The 22,603-nt window shown below is 67.0% G+C and carries 14 protein-coding genes and 1 pseudogene; 12 read left to right on the top strand and 3 right to left on the bottom strand.

Annotated features, from left to right (window positions below):
- Positions 1-354: 354 nt before the first annotated feature.
- Positions 355-3,438 carry a Tn3 family transposase gene (locus tag ACIBI9_RS64100; RefSeq protein ID WP_397238325.1) on the top strand — a complete coding sequence of 1,028 codons (3,084 nt, stop codon included), beginning with the start codon at positions 355-357 and terminating at the stop codon, positions 3,436-3,438.
- Positions 3,439-3,838: 400 nt separating this feature from the next.
- Here ACIBI9_RS64100 and ACIBI9_RS64095 read toward each other — a convergent pair whose 3' ends face one another.
- Positions 3,839-9,871 (bottom strand): RHS repeat-associated core domain-containing protein, encoded by a 6,033-nt coding sequence (locus ACIBI9_RS64095; RefSeq protein WP_397238323.1) that lies wholly within the window; start codon positions 9,869-9,871, stop codon positions 3,839-3,841.
- 364 nt (positions 9,872-10,235) lie between these two features.
- Between ACIBI9_RS64095 and ACIBI9_RS64090 the strand changes: the two genes are divergently transcribed.
- The 3 genes from ACIBI9_RS64090 (at position 10,236) to ACIBI9_RS64080 (ending at position 12,982) form a co-directional block, all read left to right on the top strand.
- A complete protein-coding gene (locus ACIBI9_RS64090) occupies positions 10,236-11,228 on the top strand; it encodes a tyrosine-type recombinase/integrase (protein WP_397238321.1) in 993 nt (330 codons plus the stop codon).
- 983 nt (positions 11,229-12,211) lie between these two features.
- Positions 12,212-12,520, top strand: a complete 309-nt coding sequence (locus ACIBI9_RS64085; protein ID WP_397238319.1) for an integrase core domain-containing protein — start codon at positions 12,212-12,214, stop codon at positions 12,518-12,520.
- 288 nt (positions 12,521-12,808) lie between these two features.
- Positions 12,809-12,982 carry a hypothetical protein gene (locus ACIBI9_RS64080; protein ID WP_397238317.1) on the top strand — a complete coding sequence of 58 codons (174 nt, stop codon included), beginning with the start codon at positions 12,809-12,811 and terminating at the stop codon, positions 12,980-12,982.
- 518 nt (positions 12,983-13,500) lie between these two features.
- Here ACIBI9_RS64080 and ACIBI9_RS64075 read toward each other — a convergent pair.
- Positions 13,501-13,680, bottom strand: a pseudogene (locus tag ACIBI9_RS64075) (CHAT domain-containing protein); the annotation flags it as partial.
- Positions 13,681-13,784: 104 nt separating this feature from the next.
- On the opposite strand from ACIBI9_RS64075, the gene ACIBI9_RS64070 reads away from it, so the two are divergent.
- Positions 13,785-14,831: an aldo/keto reductase gene (locus tag ACIBI9_RS64070; protein ID WP_397238315.1), complete on the top strand. Its 1,047-nt coding sequence runs from the start codon at positions 13,785-13,787 to the stop codon at positions 14,829-14,831.
- Between the two features lie 238 nt (positions 14,832-15,069).
- Positions 15,070-15,888, top strand: coding sequence for a GNAT family N-acetyltransferase (locus tag ACIBI9_RS64065; protein WP_397238313.1), 819 nt, complete (start codon positions 15,070-15,072; stop codon positions 15,886-15,888).
- Positions 15,889-15,985: 97 nt separating this feature from the next.
- Here ACIBI9_RS64065 and ACIBI9_RS64060 read toward each other — a convergent pair whose 3' ends face one another.
- A complete protein-coding gene (locus ACIBI9_RS64060) occupies positions 15,986-16,381 on the bottom strand; it encodes a hypothetical protein (protein WP_397238311.1) in 396 nt (131 codons plus the stop codon).
- Between the two features lie 739 nt (positions 16,382-17,120).
- Between ACIBI9_RS64060 and ACIBI9_RS64055 the strand changes: the two genes are divergently transcribed.
- The 6 genes from ACIBI9_RS64055 (at position 17,121) to ACIBI9_RS64030 (ending at position 22,558) form a co-directional block, all read left to right on the top strand.
- Positions 17,121-17,288, top strand: coding sequence for an RICIN domain-containing protein (locus ACIBI9_RS64055; protein WP_397238329.1), 168 nt, complete (start codon positions 17,121-17,123; stop codon positions 17,286-17,288).
- Between the two features lie 24 nt (positions 17,289-17,312).
- On the top strand, positions 17,313-18,761 hold the full coding sequence (locus ACIBI9_RS64050) for a glycoside hydrolase family 43 protein (RefSeq protein WP_397238309.1): 1,449 nt from the start codon (positions 17,313-17,315) through the stop codon (positions 18,759-18,761).
- 239 nt (positions 18,762-19,000) lie between these two features.
- Positions 19,001-20,437, top strand: a complete 1,437-nt coding sequence (locus ACIBI9_RS64045; protein ID WP_397238307.1) for an RICIN domain-containing protein — start codon at positions 19,001-19,003, stop codon at positions 20,435-20,437.
- 54 nt (positions 20,438-20,491) lie between these two features.
- On the top strand, positions 20,492-20,797 hold the full coding sequence (locus tag ACIBI9_RS64040) for a transposase (protein ID WP_397238327.1): 306 nt from the start codon (positions 20,492-20,494) through the stop codon (positions 20,795-20,797).
- 91 nt (positions 20,798-20,888) lie between these two features.
- Positions 20,889-21,821 carry an ABC transporter ATP-binding protein gene (locus ACIBI9_RS64035; protein WP_397238305.1) on the top strand — a complete coding sequence of 311 codons (933 nt, stop codon included), beginning with the start codon at positions 20,889-20,891 and terminating at the stop codon, positions 21,819-21,821.
- Positions 21,822-21,841: 20 nt separating this feature from the next.
- Positions 21,842-22,558 (top strand): ABC transporter ATP-binding protein, encoded by a 717-nt coding sequence (locus ACIBI9_RS64030; RefSeq protein WP_397238303.1) that lies wholly within the window; start codon positions 21,842-21,844, stop codon positions 22,556-22,558.
- The last annotated feature ends 45 nt before the right edge of the window (positions 22,559-22,603 follow it).

The following is a 22,603-nucleotide window of genomic DNA, read 5'->3' as shown; positions in this document are numbered from 1 at the left end:
CGAAAGCGTGCACGCAGCAGGTCCTCTATCGAGTTCAAGTCGCTGGGGCACGAGGTGTCGTCAGTTCGCATCTGATGCGATATGCGGCGGTTCCGAGATACGGGTAAAACCGGCCATGAGTCGATCTTCATTGGGGTAAGGGGAGGCTCTCCGGGACCTGGTTCGGCAAGGAGGCTCGCTGCTGAGACGAGTTCTTCGTGGGGGCTTGCGTGATCTCGGAAGTTGGCTTCTCTGGCGCACGTTCCGCTGGGCCGGTCCCTGTTTTCGTTTGTTCACTCTCGCGGTTTGTGTTCGCTCGGCTACAGTGTCGCCTGTTCTGTGGCGATCGGGGCTGCTGCGAAAGCTGTGTGCCTGATGGCGTCGATCGACAAGACTGCGTATCCGAGGTTCAAGCGGACCATCTCCGAGCGGGAGCTGCGCGAGGCGTACACGCCGAGCCTGGAGGAGATGGACTGGGCGCGGGAGATGACCGACACCGATGAGAATCGGCTGTCGCTGATGGTGTGGCTGAAGTGCTGTCAGAGGCTGGGCCGTTTCCCGCGGCTGGCGGAGATCCCGGCGCAGATGATCACGCACGTCCGGGATGAGCTGGGCTTGCCCGAGCACCTCGGCATGGCGGGCGTGGCCGAGCGTACGGGCCGCAACCACAAGGCCCTGGTGCGCGACCGGCTGGGGCTGGACGGGGATCAGGTGGGCGCGCGAAAGCTGGCCGAGCAGGCGATCCGGTTGGCGGCCAGGACCAAGGACCACCCCGCCGACCTGATCAACGTGGCGTTGGAGGAGCTGGCCAAGAACAGCTGTGAGTTCCCGGCCTTCTCCACCCTGGACGACCTGGCCTCGCAGGTCCGGGCCGAGGTCAACGGCGCCATCTTCACCTTGGCGTATGGCCGGATGGGCTTTGACGATCACGCGCGGATGCTACGGATGCTGCAGGTGGATCCGGCCACCGGCCGCAGCGGCCATGATCGGGCCAAGAAGAGCGCGCCCCGGGCCACGGTGACCAAGCTGCGCCAGCAGTTGGACCATCTAACCTGGCTGGACGGTAGTGCCGGGGCCAGCGACGCCTGGCTGAAGGGCGTCCCGGCTTCCAAGATCGCGCACTTTGCGGCCGAGGCGCGGGCGCTGGACGCCGCCGAGATGCGCGACTACGGCGAGGTCAAGCGGATCGTACTGGAGGCGTGCCTGCTGCACCAGGCCCGGGTGCGGGCCCGCGATGACCTGGTGACCATGCTGTGCAAGCGGATGAACACCATGCACGCCAAGGCCCGCGAACTGCTCGAGACCATCCGCGCCGAGCAGCGCCAGCGCAACGAGCGCATGCTCGCGGTGCTCGGCGATCTGCTGAGCGCGGCCAAGGACGTCGACGTGACGGCCCGGAGCGCGCCCAATCCGTGGACAGCAGTGCGGCGGCGGCACGAGACCGGCCGGGCGATGCTGGAGACGATCGAGGCCAACGGCGGCCTGGCCGGCCTGATGGCCGAGCACGAGGCGCTGGCCGCCTACCACGGCGACAACTACCTGCCGCTCCTGGACCGCTTCTACCGCTCACACCGCGCCCTGCTGCTGCGCCTGGCTGGCGTGCTGGTGCTGGAGCCGGCCACCACCGACCGCAAACTGCTGGACGCGCTGGAGTTCGTGCGCGCCCACGCCACCCGCACTTCCGAGCTGATCAGCGATGAGTACCTGGCCGAGCAGGAGGTCGTCGATGAGACGACCGGCGAGATCTCCACGGTGAAGGTACGCAAGAAGGTGGACGTCTCCTTCGCGCCGGAGACCTGGCAGAAGGTGGTCACCGACAAGCGCCGCCCCGGCAAGCTGGTGCGCCGGCACTTCGAAATCTGCGTCTTCTCCTGTCTGGCCGACGAGTTGGTGCGCGGAGATGTGGCGGCGGTCGGCTCCGAGGCCTACGCCAACTGGCAATCGCAGCTGCTCAGCTGGGAGGCGTGCCAGCCGCACCTGGCCACCTACTGCGCCGAGACCGGCTTGCCCGACACCGCGGCGGGCTTCGTCGCACAGTTGAAGACCCGGATGAAACAGGTGGCCGCGGCCGTCGATGCCGGCTACGCCGACAACACCGACCTGGCCATCGACGAGCAGGGCCGGCCCACGCTCAAGGCGCGCAAGTCCGCCGGGCACAGCGCCGGCGCGCTGGAGCTGGCCACGGCGGTCAAAGACCGGCTACCGGAACGCTCGCTATTGGAGATCTTGACCCGGACCACCCGGCACCTGCGCTGGTTCCGCCACTTCGGGCCGCTGTCGGGCTCGGACACCAAGCTGGCCGACCCGCTGGAGCGCTACCTGCTGGTCGCCTTCGCCTACGGCTGCAACCTGGGCGCCGCCCAGGCCGCCCGGCACCTGGGCGGGCACATCAGCGCGCACGAGCTGTCCTACTCCGTGCGCAAGCACGTGACGCTGGCCAGCCTGAACAAGGCGATCGCCGATGTCGTCAACGCCTACCTGCGCCTGGATCTGCCCCGGCTGTGGGGCGAGGGCAACGCTGTGGCCGCCGATGGCACCAAGTACGACATCTACGTGGACAATCTGATCGCCGAGTTCCACATCCGGTACGGAGGCTACGGCGCCGTCGCGTACCACCACATCGCCGACAACTACATCGCGCTCTTTTCAAGATTTGTGCCGTGTGGGGTGTGGGAGGCGGTCTACATCATCGAGGGGCTGCTGGAACAGGAGAGCGAGGCGGCCCCCAAGGAGATCCATGCCGATACCCAAGGACAGTCGTTCCCCGTCTTCGGTTTAGCGCATTTGTTCGGGTTCGAGCTGCTGCCGCGAATCCGCAACTTCCGGGACCTTACCTTCCACCGCCCCGAGGCCGGAGCCCGATACGCGCACATCGACGCGCTGTTCGGCGAGGCGATCAACTGGCAGCTGATCGAGGAGCACTGGCAGGATCTGATGAAGGTGGCGATCTCGATCCGCGAGGGCGAGTTGTCGTCGATCACGCTGCTGCGGCGGCTGCGGCACGACTCCAAGCGCAACAAGATCTACCGCGCCTTCCGGGAACTGGGGCGAGTGGTCCGCACGATGGTCTTGTTGCGTTACATCTCGGACGCCTCGCTGCGGGAGAACATCACCCGGGCCACCAACATGGTCGAGTCCTACAACAACTTCGCCAAGTGGATCGGGTTCGGCAACAACGGCGTAATCGCCGAGAACGACCCAGAGGAGCAGGAGAAAGCGATCAAGTTCAACACCCTGGTCGCTGACCTGATCATGTACCAGACCACCCTGGACATGTCGTTGGTGCTCAACCAGCTGCGCCGCGAGGGGCGGGCGGTGCATCGCGCCGACGTGGCCATCATGTCCCCCTACCAGGAAGACAACGTGCGCCGCTTCGGCGACTACGTCTACGACCTGAACACGCCGCTGGAGGACATGGACGTCCACCTTGATCTGGGTGAGGAGGCTGATGTGGCGTGACCTGCCTCCTCTGTTCGTTGCGGCCCTGCTGGCTCCCTGACCGACATTACGATCGCGCCACGGCGATGCCCTCGGGCCGCCGAAGAAGGTCTCGAACGCGTCCACGGAAACGCCTTCGGCCTGGTGGTCGAGCCGAGATGGCTCGGCTCGACCATGTATGATTCGCCAAGATCAGCGACGACGTGAATTCCGGTCATTCCGGACGACCGCAACCAGCGTTACCGCCGAGGTTAGCGACACAATAATCACCCCGCCAGTCAGCGGTAGTTGGACCATGACGCTGGAGTTGGTCCCGGTGGATACCCACATGACGATAGAAGCGACGATCATAGCCAGTCCGACTATATTGATCGCTAATATCGTATACCTTAGCTTCCGGTTTAGTTTCACGTAAGGATCTCTACTGATGAGTGATGTAGCCGAATGGTACGCCGTTCACGTCACCAAAGACTATTTTTATGCCTTTGTCATCGGTGCTATCCAATGCCGTCTGGAGAGCCCATTTGCCTAGTGTTGCGAGTGCTCCACCCTGGGCGCACGCTGCAGCGATTGCCGCCGGTACGGGCGCGCCTGGTCCCGCAGCCAGCGCCACTACCGTCGAGGTACTAGCACAAAGGCCTGCGGCGGCGGACAGGCCGTCCAGGAGGGCGATCAGCTTCTCTGCATTCTCTCTGCTCAGATAGATATTACAGTAATTCTTCTTTCCGTACCAATCTTCGATGATACCGCATATAATTCCGTTTTGATTTCCCTTCTTCCCCTTTACTTTACCCCACTTCTTTGTCTTCTTATGGCCGTCGAGATCGAGGTTGTTGATCGGGTCTTGGCTGGCGTATTCGTAGGGATTGTCGCTGCCTCCCAGGACGGGGTCGGTCTGGAGGAAGCGTCCCGTTGTCGGGTTGTAAAGGCGTGCTCCCATGAGCATAAGGCCGGCGAGGCTGTCGCCGCTGGAGCGTTGATGTGCGCCGAGCCAGCCATATCGTCCCGGGTCGCTGCTGCCGGTCTTTCGCGGCCCGTATTCGGTGTAACCGAAATAGGCGGAGACGCCGGCGTTCTGGTTGTTGTCGCAGGTGGCGACGACGTCCCCGTGCAGGTTGGTAAGCGAGAGTTGGGTGCCGCCGTTGCTGCGTTCGACGGCCGCCAAGCCGGCGAAGGCGGTGATGTTGCGGGTCCAGTTGCCGTCGGCCTCGGTGATCCAGGAGGGGCTGTCGGTGCCGCCGGTGTAGTGGTTGACGATCGTGCCGAAACTGCCCGTTTGCGTGGTGGTGTTGATGGTGCGGATCCGGCCGCGGGGGTCGAGGCCGTAGGTCTTGGTCGTACCGCTCTGGGTTAGGGCGGCGACCATGTCGTTGGCGTGGTAGCCGATGGTCAGATCGGCTCCGCCGGTGACGTCCGCGGTGGGCACGGTGGTGGTGCGGCCGAAGGTGTCGTAGACGTATCCGGTGTCGGTGATGCGGTCGGCCGTGTCGAAGCTGCTGGCCTTGGTGACCGGCGTGGTGCTGGTGGAACAGTTACCGTCGGCATCGCCGGGAAAGGCATCAAGGCTTTTGCGGTTGCTGTTGAGGTCCAGCGTGTACTGGCGCGTGGTGCAGGAACTGTCGGTGGCGTCCATGCTCTTCGTGAGGCGTCCGGCGCCATCGTAGGTATAACGCTGGGTGCTGCCCAGGTTGTCGCCGGAATGGACCACCTTGCCGCTGATGTCGCTGGTGTCGTGGTAGGCGAGCCAGGGTGTGGAGCCCTTGGCGTAGACGACACTGTTGTGGAATCCCGTGCTGTCGTAGTTGTGGGTCGCGGTCAGCCCGTTTGGGTAGCCCTGTACGGCGAGTTTGCTGTCGCCGGTGTAGGCGGCGGTGAAGGTTCCCACCCGCTCGGCGGTGATGGCGGTGGGCAGTCCTCGGCGTTCGGCGCGGCCGGCGGCATCGGTGCCGTCGTAGGCGTAGGTGATGCTGCCCTTGGCATCGATGGTGGAAGCCAGTTGCCCGTCGAGGGTGTAGCCGATGGTGGTGGTGTTGCCGTCGGCATCGGTGGTGGAAGCCAGGCGTCCGAAGGCGTCATAACCATTGGTGAGCGTGAGGGTCGCGGCTGTGACGCCGGTGCGAAGACCGGTGGCGGGGTCGTAGGAGATGGTGCTCTCAGGTACCGGAGTGCCGCCCTCGCTGGCGGGGGTCACCTCCACCTTGGTCTTGAACGGGCGTCCGGCAGTGTCGTAGGTCGTGGTGGTCGTGCGTACCGTCGTACCGACCGTTTCCACGGTACTGGTGGCATCGCCGTAGTAGCCGTAGGCGATCGTGGCGACCGGTAGCGGCTTGCCGGTCGGCTGCGACACGGGGGCGCGCCGGCAGGCCGAGCCCGCCCATTGCGGCTTGTCGCCGCACGCGGTCACCGTCGGATGCGCTCCCGCGGTGTAGTAGGCGGTCGCGGTCGATCCAGCATCGTTGCTGGTTGAAGCTGGCTGCCGACGCTCGATTTCCCGCCCCGCCGCATCGTAGCGAGTCTTCTTGACGATGTTGGTCTGGCCGGGCATGACCGTGGTGGTGCTGGTCGGCTGGCGCAGATTCCAGCCCGACGTGTCCCCGGACGTGATCGGGTCGTAGCCGGTCTGGATCGTACGCACGTCCGCCGCCGCGGGGGTGGCGCTGCCGTCCAGCACGATGGGCTCGGTCTTGGTCGTGGTGGCCAGGTGGTACACGGTCGAGGCGGAGGGCTTGCCCTCGTCGTAGGTTGTGGATGTGTGCTTGCGCGCGGAGGCCAGGCTGCCGTCAGCCAGTTGCACCTGCCGGGCCGGCTCCGTCACTGTCAGTGGGTCGCTGTCGGCGTTGTAGGTGCTGACCGTGGCCAGCAGGTTGGCCCGCTCTGCCGAATCGCCGCGTCCGGCCACGTACGGGTCGGTGCCTCCGGTAGGCGTGAGCGCCTGGGCACGATTCTCTGGGGAGAGCTCCCATACCGCATTGCCCTTGTCGTCATACCGGCTGGCGGAAATTTGCCACGCCCCGGCGCCGTAGCTCGCGGTGTTGACTGGGCGGCCGTTGACGTCGGTGTAGACCAGGCCGGTGTACTCCCAATCACTTGCCGCAGGCGTATAGGCTCCGTTCGCCCCACGGGCGGGGACGTGTGAGGCGGGGAAAAGGCCCGCGCCGGCCACGGGCAGGTCAGTCGCCTGACCCCACCTGACGGTCTGCGCTGCGCTCACATCAATCGGGGCGCCGGTGCCGCTGATCGGCACGTCGTAGGCGACGGCCTGGGTCGGGTCCACGTCGCCGCCCTCGCGTTGGACATGAGCGAGACGGCCGCGGTTGTCGTAGTCCATCCGCCAGGGCGCAAGCCCGGGCGGGGTGATCTGCGAGATCCTGCCCTCGCCGGTGTAGTAGTAGACCGTGGTCAGGTTGGTGCGCGGATCTGTCACCTGCCGCAGGTGCCCGGTCGAGTCATAGGCATAAGAGGCGAGCACGGTCGTCTTCATCACATTCGACTCTGGGTCGAACGCGGTGAACGACACCGATTTCACCTGGTCCTTGAAGTCGCCCCATCCTGAAGCCACGCCGGTCGCCGTCGTCGCTGGCGCGTAGGACAGCTCAAGCGCGCGGCATCCGGGCTGAAGCGTGTCACAGGTGATGTCCTTTGCCGTCGGAGCGAGAATCCGGGTGATGCGGCCCTGGATGTCGCGGAAGTACAGCACTGTGGACTCTTCTGCGGCGCCTTGGGTCCGGGCGACGACCCAACGGCCGTTGAGCCGCGTGTAGGTGGTCTTCGCGCCATTCGCCTCGGTCACGGTCAGCTGTTCTTCTGCGAGGTTCACCGTGGCGCGCGAGCCGTCAGCGGCATCGCCGACTCCGGCGAAGACCTCACCGTTGCGGAGATAGGTCAGCGTCGACCCATCGGCCGTGGTGAAGGTCAGGGTGTTTTGCGATCCGTCGTCGAGCGGTTCGAAGGCGGCGATGGTCGAAGGGACGGAGGGAAAACCTGCACGCCAGTCGGGGCCGAATATGTTCCATTCATTCACCGGCCCGGGCTCGTGCAGCGGGTCGGTGGAGTCCGTGATCAGCGTGGTGTGCGTGCGTGAGACGGCGATGCCGAAGAGGCTCGCGTCGGTGTACTCCACCGCGTAGTCCCCGGTCTGGAGGGCTAGCTTGCCCGGGCCGAGCTCCGCCGTGGCTTGGGAGGGGTTGAACGCCGATTGCTGCACGGTGATGACAGCGGGCTTGGTGCAGGCTTCGGTCTGTCCCGCGCCGCCGAAACAGGCGCGGATCTCCCAGCCGCCCTCGATGGATCTCCTGCCGGTGCCTTGGACGGTCTTGAGGACGTCCCAGGTCAGGCCGGCGAAGTTCTTGGTGGTGTCGGTCCGCGTTTGCGGCCAGTTCCCGATTGGAGTCGATGAGCCTGCGGGAGTGACGTCAGTGGCGGGGATGGGCTTGAACATGCCCAGGTCCAGGTACTCGTACCGCACCGTGGTCCGGCTGTTGGCCGCCGCGGTCGACAGGGTCACCTGGCGTTGGACGACTGCGGACGGCTTGGGGCTGACGAATCCGCCGTGGCCGATGCCGAAGCTGTAGGACGTGACGGCTGAGGTGTTGTGCGCGTTGTCGCGGATCTTCACATACAGTGTGTGCCATCCGTCGTTCACCGTGGGGATCGCCAGCGACTGGTTGTCGTTGTTCTCGGAGTCGACTCTCGAGAGCTGAACGATGTTGAAGGCCGCTGGGTCGTCCAGGCTCCACAGGTAGGCGTTGTTGCCTTTGAGGCCGCTGATGGTGCAGGACTTTGCCTGCTGGTCGTCGCCGACCCGCGGGTACCACGTATCGGGGCTCACATCGCAGCTGATCGTGGGGGCTGGCGGGGCGGTTGCGTCGATCGCCACTTTCTGCCAGGCGGACCAGGCGGAGTAGCTGGTGCCGTCGAATGCGCGGGCTCTCCAGCGCAGTTTCTGCCCGTCGGTCAGTTTCCCGGCAGGAATGGTGATCTTCGCTTCGGTGCCCGAGGCCACGCCGTCCACGTTGCCCGACCACACCAGCCCGGTGCCCTGGTTGGCATCGGGGTCGTGCTCGACCTCGTACTCGGCCCGGATCAGCCCGCCATCGGGGTCTTGCACGTCGGCGACGAGGGTGGGGGATGTGGTGTTGGTGTACACCAGGCCGTCGAGTCCGGTGGTCACAGGTGCTGTTCTCAACTGGCCGGTGAACGGTGTCGAGCCGAAGGTGATGACCAGCTTGGGCGGAATGCCACCGGTTCCGGCGTCTTCAGAGGTGTCGAAGCTGCGGTCGTACTGGTCCACGAAGGGGGTCGGGCTTTCGGTGGCCAACCGCAGCATGACGCCGTTCGAGGAGGCGCCGCCGGCCCAGGCACGGGCGATATCGGTGAGGTTCCAGGTCCATGTTCCCGATGGGACGCTCCCGGGCGATGTGCAAGTACCGGGCTCACGCGCGGGCTGTTCGCCGTCGGAGGTCGCCGTGATCGACCAGCTCGGACTGCGCTCGCTCCACGCGCTGGTGATGCGCTGGGCCTTGACGGTCTGTCCCGTCACGCATCCCCAGCCCCCGCTGCTTTGCAGCTCAAGCCGCGCGTCGGTGACCACTTGACCCGTCAGTGCGCCGGTATCGAACTTCAGTAACCCACGGCTGAAAGTCCGGGTGCTGCCGCTGTCACTGGTGCCGACGTTGAGGCTCTGGTTGAACCCGCCGTTGGAGAACACCGTCATGTCGGCCAGTACCGGCAGCGTGGTGGTCGGATCCACCGTCACCGGATAGGCGGTGTCCGGGTCGGCAAGGAACTCCGCGTCGGGCCTGAGGACAAGCACCTGCTGGTCCCCATCAGCCTTGATTTCGGTGTCGATCGTTCCGCGCTTGACGGCGGGCTGTCCGGTCGAGGCGTCGTACATGACCGGCTCAGGTGCCGTGGCGACACTCTTGCCCTTGCTGTCGATCAGCTTCAAGCTGCCGTGATCAGTCTTGGCGAGCGTCAGACCCTCCGCATCAACAGGGATCTTGTACTCCACTGGACCGGTGGGGCGTTGACGCAGCACCACGTCGTGGCGGAACCCGGAAGGCAGGGCAGTGAGGACAAGGTCGGCCCCAGGGCCTGCGGCGTCGACGTAAGTGGCCTTGTTGCCCTCGACCTTCGGAGCGGGCAATGCGGTGGGCCAGGTGAGGGCGTAGGACTGCTTGTCTGAACGTTCCAGCACAGCCAGCGGCTTGTCACCACCACCCGCAGAGAAGGTCACGTTGGCCAGCGTCGCCTTTGGCTTCAGCACCCCGTCGGCGGCCACCAGGGAGCTGTCGATCGGGGCCCAGTTCTCACCCTGCTTGACCCTAACAGGGCCGCTGGAGGCCTCCAGCGTGGTCGTGCCATCAGAGTTGGCGTAGGTGAGCGTCGTCTCCGTCGTCTCGCCCGACACCAGCACCCGGCTGCCCTGCTGCCGTGCCGCTAACGCGGCCGACACTCGATCAGGGCGCTCCGTGACCGGCTGCGGTTTACTCGTGTCCGTCGTCCGGGGCGTTGATGTTGGCCCCGGAGCGGCCTCTGCGACGTGAGCCGTACCGATGAGGAGCGCTCCCACGGTGACTGTGGTGACGGCAGCACGGAATCTCGCACGCCCGCGTACGGGCATGCGAGAGCTAGCCCTGGGTAAGAAACCCACCTGACCTCCTGAGGTAAAGAAGAAGTAAAGCGACCTGATGTTACCTGAGGGTGAAATATGGTGATAGATGCATGTTTGTCGCTTCTTCCTCACAGAGAGCGATCTTCGCCAAGCCAGATTCGCCGTACTTCCGAGATTGGCGCAATCTCGGAAGTAGACTCCCACGGTGACTTCCGAGATTGCGCAACCTGGGTTGCCTCAGGAACCTGGATCCGGTTCCGAGATTACGAAGCGCGGTGCGGGCGCCCGCCCCACCCGGCTCCCGCCCGCCTACGACACCGTCCTGGGCGAGTATGCCGCCGCGCTCGAGCACGCACCGCTGTCGGCCGAGACCCGGCGCACCTACCGTTCCCGGGTGCGCATGTTCCTGGCCTGGCTGGCCGACCACGCAGCCAGCTACACGGCGGATCCCCTCGCCCACTCCCGGGCTCGCGACTGGGCCGTTCGCGACTACCGGATGTGGCTGCTACGCGATGGCCCCGCCAAGCGCAGTCGCGTCTACGTCAACTCCGCCCTCACCGCGCTGGACGACTTCTACACCCGCCTGGGCCTGGGCAAGGCCAGCGTCACCCGCGAAGACCTCCCCAAGAGCGCGCCTCGCGCGCTGGAGGAACGCGCCCGCATCCGCTGGCTGCGCGCCGTCGAGGCACACCTGTCCCCCCGCGACCGCTGCATCGCGTTGATCCCCTACTACGCTGGCGCCCGCATCAGCGAAGTCGTCCGCCTCGACGTCGACGACGTGCGGCTGTCGGCCCGCAAGGGCAGGCTGCGCCTGTACGGCAAGGGCGGCAAGTTCCGCGAAGTCGACATTCACCCCAAACTTCGTCACGAGCTGCAACTCTGGCTCGACGAGCGCCCCAACTGGCCCCACGCCGACGACAACCGCGCCTTGTTCCTCAACTTCAAGGGCGGCCGGCTGACCGCCCGCGCCGCCGCTGGCATCATCGCCGAGATCGCCCACACGGCCGGCCTGGACGACCCCACCACCGCGCACGTCCTTCGCCATACGCTCGCCACCACCCTGGTCCGCGGCAGGACCGACCTCGTCCTGGTCGCCGAGATCCTTGGCCACGCCCGCCTGGAGACCACCCGCCGCTACAGCTTGCCCTCCGACAAGGACAAGGAAGACGCCCTCAAACTGATCACGGTCGACCGCTAACCCATACGCCTGCCTGCGGAAACGAGCATCAAGATCGACTCATGGCCGGTTTTTCCCGTATCTCGGCTGGACCCGTGATCCAGCCAAGCTGCGCAGGCAGATCTTGACCTGGTCAGCGTGGACTCGACCGTGACAAGGGAGTCGCAGACCGGCTCGTCCGAAGTGAGCCAAGGACGAGCCGGCGGCAAAGTGCTAACCGTACGACCACGACAAGTACCGAGACCTGGTACGCAGCACATCCGTCCGCTGCTCAGCGCCGTTGCGCTGAGCACGTGTCCGGTTGCCAGAACTGATGTAGAGGGCTCTGACCTGGTCTTCTAGGCTTGGCTCTCGCGCTGTTTCGGCTCCTGTATCTGCTGGTGGTCAGGGTGTTTGGCTGGCTGTGCTGCTCACTCGGGGCAGCGCTGCCAAAGAGATGGAGATCTTGGTGTTGCGGCATGAGGTCGCGGTGCTGCGTCGCCCTGCTCGCCTGGCACCGCAGGCTGGTCAAGAAGAGGTGGATCTATCTACCCCGCCGAGCAGGGCCGACCCCCAATATCCGAAGAGATCCGCGATCTGATCGTCCGGTTGGCACGGGAGAAATCATGTTGGGGGCATCGACGCATCCAGGGGGGAACTCCTCGGTCTTGGATACCGGGTGGGGGAGGGGCCGGTCCGCCGGGTCCTGGCGGCGGCAGGGTTTGGGCCCGCGCCGCGCCGGGCTTCACCGACCTGGCGCCAGTTCCTCAGCTCTCACGCTTCCGGCATCCTGGCGTGTGACTTTCTCCACGTCGATACGGTGTTCCTCAAACGCCTGTACGTATTGTTCGTCATGGAGATCGAAACGCGGCGCGTGCGTATCCTCGGTGTCACAGCTCATCCGACGGGTGCCTGGACGGCACAGCAGGCGCGCAATCTGGTGATGGGAACTGGGCGAACGAGCCGACGGGTTCCGGTTCCTGATCCGGAACAGGGATGGCAAGTTCGGCGGAGGATTTGACGAGGTGCTTGCCGGCGCGGACGTGCACGCCCTCAAGATTCCGCCGCGCTCGCCGCGGGCGAACGCGTTCGCCGAGCGGTTTGTCGGCACTCTTCGGCGCGAATGCCTCGATCACCTTCTGGTCCACGGTGAGCGGCACCTGCGACAGGTCATGGCCGAGTACGAGCGCCACTACAACGCGCACCGTCCGCATCCGGCGCTGTCACTACGTCAGCCCCTTCACGATCCAGCCGAGGTGGTCGATCTCACAGCTCGAATAGAGCGACGAAGCGCCGTCTGCGGCCTGATCCATGAGTATCGCAGAGCTGCTTGACGACGTGCGAAACCGCAGGCCAGTGCTACGAGCGAGTTTTGGCACCGGACAGGGGGCTGAACGGCGTGCGTGGTCTCACGTACGTCTCGGACGGCTACCACACCACCAGGTTCAGCGTCACCGTTCCCGGTGAGCGGTCCGGCAGGGCCCCGGCCGCGCTCGACCCGCTGGCGGAGGGCCCGATGTTCGATATCGACGACACGAGCTGGATGACGGATCCGGAGCTTCCGCCGGAATGGCCGGCCTTCGAGGAATGGTCGGCTTGGACGGAGGAGAACGGAGCAGCCGTTGCCGGAGGCGTTCGGCGGCTTTTATGAATGGTCGCTGAACGGCTACCATCCGTCCCTGGCCACCTGCGTCACCTCGGCATTGACCCTGGTCGGACGGCTCACCGGCAGGGAGATCGACGAGGCGCGGCTGAGCGGGTCACACCTGCGGCTCACCATCCCCCATCGGCTGTGATGGCCGGCGCCGAGGCCGATGATGACGGCGTGGCAGATGCCGTACAAGGCGGTGTTGGCGGCCGACAGCAGGCGGTTGAGGTGGTCGCCGGCGGCGAAGGGATCGCCGGCCCGGTAGGCACGGCCGGTCCAGGCGACCCCGGTGCGTCGGAGTGCTGCTGATATTGCTTGCGAACGCGGGCCCCTTCTCGTCCGCGGAGTTGTCGCATGGTCATGGTGACGTCTTCGCCGGGGAACCGCATGCCGCACATGGCGCGGGCGATGGCGAGGCGTTCCTCGGGGCGGGTGACAAGCCAGGCCTGGCGATGGAGCAGCCCTGCGCCACGGCTGGGGCCGAGGCTGGCTGGCGGCGTACAGGCGGCCCCCTTGTTCGCCGACCCAGCACACCGCGGTGCTGGAGTCGCCGAGGAGTTGTACGGCGCCGTAAGCGATGCGTGTGCCTGGCCTGAGGAGCAGGATGGCGACCATCGCGGCGGGACGCGGACGGTGTCGCGCTTGTTGATGACGACGACGGCGTTCTCATCGCGGTCGATGTGGCTGCGTTCCACGCAGCGCCGATCCCGGCCTTGCTGCCCGGCGAAGCGCATCTCCGGCTGCCTTGCCACCCGCGATCTCGCGGTGGAAACGCTTGGTCAGCAGTGAGGCGGACAGGTCGTCGACCATCCGTGCCGCACCCAGTACGCCTGGGGCGCCCGCGAAGACGAAACCACCGGCTCTAGCCGGCGATCAGTGTGGGGGCTCCAGGTCACGGAACGGGGGCGGGCGTCCTGGCGGTGCCGCTCGCCGATTGGAATGATGACGGGATGGAATATCGCGAGCTGGGACGATCGGGGCTGCGGGTATCGGTGCTCACCATGGGCACGATGACGTTCGGCGGCGGGGGCAAGTTCGCCTACGTCGGCGACACCGGGGTGGAGGAGGCGCGCAAGCAGATCGACATGTGCGTGGACGCCGGTGTCAATCTCATCGACACCGCCGACGTGTACTCCACCGGCCTGTCTGAGGAGATCGTCGGCAAGGCGATCCAGGGCCGCCGTGACGACCTGCTGCTGGCCACCAAGGTACGCATGCCGATGGGTGACGGTCCCAACGACGCCGGGCTGTCGCGCCACCACGTCATCACCGGGGCGGAGGCGAGCCTGCGCCGCCTGGGTACCGACCACATCGACCTGTACCAGGTGCACGAATGGGACGGCCGCACCCCCGTCGAGGAGACCCTGGCGGCGCTCGATCACCTGGTGACCGCCGGCAAGGTCCGGTACGTCGGCGTCTCCAACTACACCGGCTGGCAGCTCATGAAGGCCCTGGGCGCCGCCGACAGGCTCGGCCTGCCGCGCTTCGTCAGCCAGCAGATCTACTACTCCCTCCAGGCCCGCGACTCCGAGTACGAGCTGATCCCGGCCGCGATCGACCAGGGCCTCGGCGTGCTGGTGTGGAGCCCGCTGGCCGGCGGCCTGCTGTCCGGCCGCTACCGCCGGGACGCCCAGCCTTCCGAGGGCCGCCAGCTCACCGAGTGGAACGAGCCTCCCGTACGCGATCAAGAGCAGTTGTACGACACCGTCGAGGTGCTGGTCGACATCGCCGGGGAGCACGGGGTGTCGGCGGCGCAGGTGGCGCTGGCCTGGTTGCTGGGGCGGCCCGCGATCACGTCGCTGGTGGTGGGCGCGCGCACCAGCGAGCAACTGGCCGACAACCTGGCCGCCGCCGACCTGAAGCTGACGGCCGAGCAGCGCGCCCGGCTGGACGAGGTCAGCCGCCAGCCGCTGCTCTACCCGTACTGGCATCAGGCGGCGACCGCTTCCGACCGGCTCTCGCCCGCCGACCTGAGCCTGCTCGGACCGCACCTGTAGACAGGTTGTAAGTACGTACGCCCGCCGACGCCGGGCTTGGGCCGATCGGGCCGTTCTCGCGGTTACCGAGTGAGGCTCGATCATGGACCACCCCTCGTCGGTGAGGTCTTGGCGCGCCATGGCGAGGGCCTGCCAGAACCGCAGACCGGAGCGCAGGCCATCCCTGTGATCTCGACTCTGTACAGGCTCTGGTACTCCGGGGCTGTGCCGGGGTGGCCGGCAGAGTAGGTTCTCGCCTGTGAGTGATATTCGACTTCTCGGTCCCGAGGAACTGCCCCTGTGCCAGCGGCTCGAAAGCGATCGCGAGTGGTCCACCGACGAGGCCAAATGGCGGCTGATGTTCGAGACGGGTGAGGTCTACGCCGTCGACGCGGCCGACGGCGACGGCCTGGCCGGATGCGTCGTGGTGACCCGCTACGGCGACTCGCTGGCCGACGTCGGCATGATGTTGGTCGCCAGCAGGTACGGCAGGCAGGGGCTCGGCACGCGGCTGATGGAGCACGCCCTGGAGGCCGCCGGCGACCGCATCGTGGAGCTGACCGCGACCCGGTTCGGGCGCCCCGTCTACGAGCGGCTGGGCTTTCGGCCCACGGGCAGCCTGACGATCACTATGGGCCCGATGGAGGGGGCGGCGGGGTCGTCCGGAGTCCGTGTGGCGACACCGGACGACCACGCCGCGCTCCTCGACTTGGACGCCGAGGTCACCGGGGCCGACCGGAGCAAGGCGCTGACCGCCCTGCTGGCCACGGCCGAGCGCACGATCGTCACCGACGGCGGCTTCGCCGTGGCCTGGAACGCCGGCCCCCACCGTGTCATCGGCCCCGTCGTCGCGCCCTCGGAGGAAGCCGCCCGCGAGCTCATCCTGGCCGCCGCCCACGGCGCCGACCGCGACGTGCGGATCGACCTGCTGGACGCCTACCCGGGCCTGCGCCCGTGGCTCACTGGGCTGGGGCCCACCGAAGGACCCGCGGCCCTGCCGACGATGGTCTACGGCGCCCACCGCCACCCGGGCGACCGCGGGCGATACGTCGCGCCCATCCTCATCTCGATGGGCTGACCGGCCATCAGGTCGGCCGCCGCCCGGGCGAACACGCGGACCCGCGCCGTCCGGCCTCCGGCCGGCACGTCTACCTGACCGACCTGGCCGGGATGGGTCAGGAACTGCCCGCCATCGCGGCGTTCGACGGCCACCGCCGCACTGAGTCGACCATGACCTTCATCCGACCGTTTGCTCCGTTTGCTCCGTTTGCTCCGTTTGCTCCGGGGTGAACGTCACCCCCATCGCGCGGACCAGACGCGCAGCGGCTTTCGCCCGTGTCGCCGGACTCCCAGCGCTCCACGGAAAAGACATACAACCGGCGCAGCGTGAGGGCGTCCACTGTGAAGAAGACACAGGCTGGCGCGCTCGCGGCATGCGGCTCATCACCCTGCCGAACCAAGTCGGAGACGCCGCTACCTGAACGGCCGAACAGCCGAACCCGGACAGGCCCGTCGATCCCTTCGGCGGCCTGCGTCTTGTCCGTCGTGGTCAGCGCGCAGACGGTGCGCAACCGATCGCCCTGAGCCTGCGCTGTAAACGGGGCGAGAGGATCGCCGCGAGAAGCAGCGGATGTTTATCTGCTGGTCTCTGTCCCCCTATCGTCCCTGTTATAAGCGTGGCTGAGCGATACGTCGATGTGGGTGACAGGTGATCAATGCCGACGGCAAAGCGCCGGCGCACGGAAAGCGTATTCCCCCTTTTCTCGGCCGCCTCTTGACAAGTCAGATGGTTGCGTAAACGCTCTGCGGCAAGACGCCTCAAACGTCGCGCGCAATCCGGTCGCCCCAATTCCCACAGGGGGATCCTTTCTCAGGCTCTTGGTGGGATTCACAGCTTTTTGTTAACGCTAACAAATGTTTCTGCCGCGGATTCCGGAGGGTGGTCCCGTGTCCCTGTTGAGCTCGGTCGCCGTCGGCACGGCCGCACCGCCGGCCTCAGCGTCCGAACCAGTCCGGCGACGGCTACGCCCTCCACCTGGTGGTCGGCTCCGGCGCGGCCACCGGATGGAGCCCCGATCAAGCGAGGTACGCCACGTCCGCCGGCGTCTCCGGCCCGTGGACCGGGTGGACCAACGTAGGCGACGCGCCCGCCTACATCCTGCCGGTGCAGGGCACCTCGACGACAAGTCTCTACATGGGCGACCGGCGGGCGCGCGCGGGGCGGCCGCGTGAACGGCTCGCAGTACGTGCGGCTGCCGATCACGTTCCCGTCCGCGACGAGCATGAGGCTGAGCCGGCACTCGCAGCGCCATCGGCCTGATCACGGGCTCAGGCGCCACGCCGTCGTACCGGACCACGGCCCGGCACAGCGGCAAATGCCAGAACGTGTCCGGCGCCTCGACCGCCGACGGAGCCGACATCCAGCAGTACACCTGCGGCAGCCGCACTGACCAGCAGTGGACCCGCACCTCCTCCTGACCCCACCGCACCTTCGGAGCGACCATGACACACCTCTTACGGCGAACGGCGCTGATCGGCCTGGCCGGCGCCCTGCTGCTCGCCCTCGGCCTCACCGTTCTCGAACGCCCCGCCAAGGCCGCCGCCCCCTACACCGCCTATCTGATGGCGCACTTCACCGGCGAGAGCGCCAACGGCGAGCAGATCTACTTCGCCACCAGCACCGACGGCCTGCACTGGACCGATCTCAACAGTTCGTTGCCGGTGCTTACCTCCAGCATCGGCGAACTCGGCGTCCGCGACCCCGCCATCGTCCGTGCGCCGTCCGGCGACCGGTTCTATCTGATCGCCACCGACCTGCGTATCGCCGCCGGCAAGGGCTGGGACGTCGCCCAGCACGATGGCAGCACCTCGCTCGTCGTATGGGAGTCACCTGACCTCGTCACCTGGTCGGCGCCGCGCCTGGTGAACGTCGCCGGGACCATCCCCGACGCCGGCTGCGCGTGGGCGCCCGAGGCGATCTACGACCCGGCGAGCGGCGACTACGTCGTCTACTGGGCGACGATCTCGCCGCGGAACGGCGTCGACAAAGCCCGCATCTACTACTCCCGCACCCGCGACTTCCGCACGTTCACCGCCGCGCAACTCTACATCGACCGGCCGGGCACCCAGGGCATCATCGACACGCAGATCCTGGAGATCCCCGGCAGCGTTGGCGGCTACCGCTACATCCGCGCGTCCGGCGACGGTCAGATCACGATCGAGGGCAGCAACCAGATCCTCACCGGCTGGACCCGGCTCGGCGACATCTCCCACCTCGGCTACACGGGCGCGCAGGTCGAGGGCCCGATCCTGCACCAGTACAACGGCCGCGACGAGTGGGGCCTGTGGGTCGACCAGTACGCCGCCGGCCGCGGCTACCTTCCGCTGACCACGACCAATCTCGCCGCTCCCAGCGGCTACCGCGTCCGCGCCGCCTCGGAATACGCGCTCGGCGCCAACCGCAAACGGCACGGTTCGATCATTGGCATCACCCAGGCGCAGCTCACCGCGCTGCAGGCCAAGTGGGGCGGACCCGCCTCGGCCGGCACCCTGCGCCTGCAGTCGGTCAACTTCCCCGACCGCTACCTGCGACACACCAACTTCGATGTCCGTATCGACCCGAACGTGAGCCCGCTCGCCGACTCGCAGTGGCGTATCGTGCCGGGCCTGGCCGATCCGGCGGGCGTGTCGCTGGAGTCGTCGAACTTCCCCGGCTGGTACCTGCGGCACTACGACTACGACTTCGTTCTGGCCAAGTATGACGGCACCGCCACGTTCCGCGGGGACGCGACCTTCCGCCGGGTGGCGGGCCTGGCCGACTCCTCGGCGGCGTCGTTCCAGTCATACAACTTCCCTGACCGGTACATCCGCCATTCCAACTACCTGCTTCGCCTGGATCCGATCAGCACGGCCACCGGCCGGGCGGACGCCACCTTCCGGATCACCAGCTGATTCCTCCGGTGGCAGGGAGCCTCGCACAGCGATCGGTGCGGCCCGGGCCGGGGAGCCGCCGGCCCTGCTCCTGGAGCAGCACGATGCGGCTCGGACGTACGTCAGCAACATGATCTTCACAGACCCAGGTCAGATCTAGTGATGGGAATTTCATGACACCGACCAAGGCGTCTGACGCTTACTCGTCAGGACCGTCGCGGAGCACCCGGTCGTTGCGCCGGTCGCTGGTCCCTCTTGTGGTGACCGCGCTCGCCGCAGTGGCAAGCCTCGTCATCCCCGCGCCGCCGGCCAATGCCGCCACCAGCCAATTCCGAGGTATGAACTGGGCCGTGCTAGGTGACAACTTCAGCACCGGTACGCTCGTCGTGCAGGGCCTGAGCCAGTCCGACAGCAACGCGACAGTACGGGCCAAGGCCAACGCCCTCTACGACGACATGGCCTCCACCATGGGGGTCAACACCGTCCGGCTGCCTATCAACACTCACACTGTGGCCAACACGACCTGGTGGAACGCCTACCGCGGAGCCATTGACGCCGCCACCGCCCGTGGCTTCAAGGTCATCCTCGCCTATTGGGAGGACGGCGCCGCCTCCGGCGGCAAGATCACGAACCTCGCCGCATGGAACACGATGTGGTCCAGCGTGACCAACACGTACGGCTCGAACAGCAACGTCTACTTCGAGCCGATGAACGAGCCGCACGGCTACACCTCGGCGGACTGGCGCAACGTCGCAGCGAACTGGCTCAGCTACCACACCTCGGCAGTGCCCGGACGGGTGCTCATCGGTGGCACCGGCTACAGCCAGGACCTGCGCGACGTCTGCAACGACAGCCGCTTCAACTCCACGCTGCTGTCCTTCCACCATTACGCCTTCTTCTACAGCGCGATGACCTACGACGCCTTCCGAACCCACATTCAGACGCGTCTGGGTAACTGCGCCTCCCGTGCGGTCGCGACCGAGTTCGGCGCGCCGATGTCTACCGGCCTCAACTACGGCGACGCCAACAGCACCGACAACTTCGTGCGCCATATCCGCGCCATGGCCCAGGTCATGCGCGACAACCAAATGGGCGGCACCTACTGGCCCGCTCTCGGCGGCAAGCCGACCGAAAGCCTCGGCTACGACTACTACTCGATGTACGCCCTGAGCGGCAGCGGCACCAATCTCAACTTGACCGTCCGCAACGCCTCCGGCGCCGACCGGATCCGATATGGCTGGGGCGACACCATCGGCGGCCCCACCCCTCCGCCGACGGTCTACACGATAAACGCGCGCCACAGCGGCAAGGCCATGGACGTCCAGCAACCGAACACCGACAACGGTGCGCGCGTCGGCCAGTACACGTACGGCGGCAACGCGTGGCAGCAGTGGCAGTTCCAGGACGCCGGCAGCGGCTACTGGCGCATCATCAGCCGCCACAGCGGAAAGTGCCTTGATGTGGTGAGCGCTTCAACCGCCGACGGTGCCGAGCTCATCCAGTACACCTGCGGCACCGGCACCAACCAGCAGTTCCAGATGGTCGCCAACGGCAGCTACTTCCAGCTCCGGGCACGACACAGCAGCAAATGCGTGGACGTACCGTCCGCATCGACCGCGGACGGCGTGATCCTCAAGCAGTATCCGTGCAACACCGGCACCAATCAGCAGTGGTCGCGCACGGCCGTCTCGACGTGACCGCGGACCCGCGGTGGCGGGTGCTGGAGCCCCCGCTGGAAGGCGAGATCATCGATCACCTCGGCTACGACCGGCACGACTGACCGGGAAGAACAGCGGAACAGCCGCGACGGCAGCCGCACCAAGACTGTGGTGACCAACGTCGGCCCGGTGGAGGTGCGGGTGCCGCGCGACGTGGCGGGCAGCTTCGACCCCCAGCAGGTGTGCCGACTGACGATGGACTGCGAGACCGTGGTCACTCCCGACCAAGGTCAGCAACTGCTGGTGCTCACCCCGGCGGACGCCGATACCCGTGAACGGCTGGAGCTGCTGCGGGTGCTCGGCATCGAGGAGTTCTCCACGGAGGCGAGCGCACGGTGAGATCCGCGGTGTGAAAGGATCTTGGGGTCCGGTTTGCGTGGACTATAGAGTTTGGCCATAGATCAGAGCGGTGCCGCGGTTGAGGAGGGGGATGTCCATCACGCCGTTGTCCCTGCCGCAGCCTCCTGCGAAGGCGCCGGAGTTCGGGCGGGACGCGCTGATCGTGTGCGAGAGCCTGGTGCGGATCTACCAGTCCGGGTCGGTCGAGGTGCAGGCACTGCAGGGGCTGGACCTGGTCGTGGACAGCGGGGAGATGGTGGCCGTCGTCGGAGCGTCCGGGTCGGGAAAGTCGACGTTGTTGTCCATCTTGGCCGGGGTCGACGCTCCCACCGCCGGGCGGGTGCGGGTCGATCGGTGGAATCTGCTGGACATGTCGCGAGCCGATCGGGTCCGGTATCGGCGGCACACCGTGGGATTCGTACGCCAACAGACGGCCGCCAACCTCATCCCGTACCTGACCGCGCGGCAGATGGTCGACCTGCCGATGACGGCGGCCCGCGCTCCCCGCCGGGTACGCCGCAGCCGTACTGCCGAGTTACTGGACCTGCTCGGCGTCGCCGAGTGCGCCGAGCGACGGCCCGCGCAGCTGTCCGGCGGGCAGCAGATGCGGGTGGCCATCGCGGTGGCCCTGGCCAACGAGCCCAGGGTGTTGCTGGCCGATGAGCCGACCGGGGAGCTGGACAGCGCCACGTCGGCCGCGGTGTTCGGGCTGTTGCGGGAGATCAACCGGCGGCTGGGCGTCACCGTCGTCATCGTGACCCACGACCCCGCGGTCAGTGGGCAGGTGGAGCGGACGGTGGCGATTCGCGACGGGCGCACGAGCAGCGAAGTGTTGCGGCGTACCGCCACCGGAGATGACGGCGACCCGCAGGTGATCGCCGAGGAGTACGCGGTGATGGACCGGGCGGGGCGGATTCAGGTGCCGCGCGACTACCGGGAGGCGCTGGCGTTGACGCGACGGGTCCGGCTGGTGCTGGAGGCCGATCACGTCGCGATCCGTCCCGACGGCGGCGGGGCCGGATGAACGGCGGGCCGCTGGTCAGGGTGCGTGGCGTTCATCGCCGGTACGGCAGCGGGGCGACCGCCGTGCACGCGTTGCGGGACGTGACGTTCGAGCTCGCGGCCGGCACCATGACCGCCCTCGTCGGGCGGTCCGGCTCCGGCAAGACCACGCTGCTCAACGTCATCGGCGGCCTGGACCGCCCGGACTCCGGTACGGTCCTCGTCGACGGCACGGACGTCACCGCCCTCGACGAGGACGGCCTGTCCCTGCTACGGCGGGAGAAGGTCTCGTACGTCTTCCAGACCTTCGGCCTGATCCCGGTGTTGTCGGCTGCGGAGAACGTGGGCGCCCCGCTCCGGCTGGCCCGCACACCGTCGGCGGAGCGCGAGCGGCGGGTCGCGCTGCTGCTGGAGCTGGTCGGACTGGCCGCCCACGCCGAACAGCTTCCCGGTGAGCTGTCCGGCGGGCAGCAGCAGCGGGTGGCGATCGCCCGGGCGCTGGCCGCCTCGCCCCGGCTGCTGATCGCGGACGAGCCGACCGGGCAGTTGGACGCCGAGACCGGTCTGTCGGTGATGGCGCTGCTGCGCGGGGTGGTGGAGTCCGAGGGGGTGACGGCGCTGGTCTCCACGCATGATCCGACGATGCTCGCGCTGGCGGATCGGGTGATCCGCATCAACGATGGGCGTCTCGACGAGCATTCCGGCACGCGGCCTGATGGGCAGTTCGACGGGCGCTCGAACGGTCGGGGCGATTCGTGATCAGTCAGTGCTGTCCGTGCTGAGGCTGGTCGCCCGGCGAGCCCG

This window comes from Nonomuraea sp. NPDC050451 (genome assembly GCF_044458585.1).
Note: the sequence above shows the minus strand (reverse complement) of the source record. Positions and strands in the feature narration are given on the sequence as shown.

Bases quoted from the DNA above. Each gene is read 5' to 3' on its own strand.
- ACIBI9_RS64070 (WP_397238315.1), top strand. From the start codon at position 13,785: ATGGAATATCGCGAGCTGGGACGATCGGGGCTGCGGGTATCGGTGCTC.
- ACIBI9_RS64050 (WP_397238309.1), top strand. From the start codon at position 17,313: ATGACACACCTCTTACGGCGAACGGCGCTGATCGGCCTGGCCGGCGCC.
- ACIBI9_RS64035 (WP_397238305.1), top strand. From the start codon at position 20,889: ATGTCCATCACGCCGTTGTCCCTGCCGCAGCCTCCTGCGAAGGCGCCG.
- ACIBI9_RS64100 (WP_397238325.1), top strand. From the start codon at position 355: ATGGCGTCGATCGACAAGACTGCGTATCCGAGGTTCAAGCGGACCATC.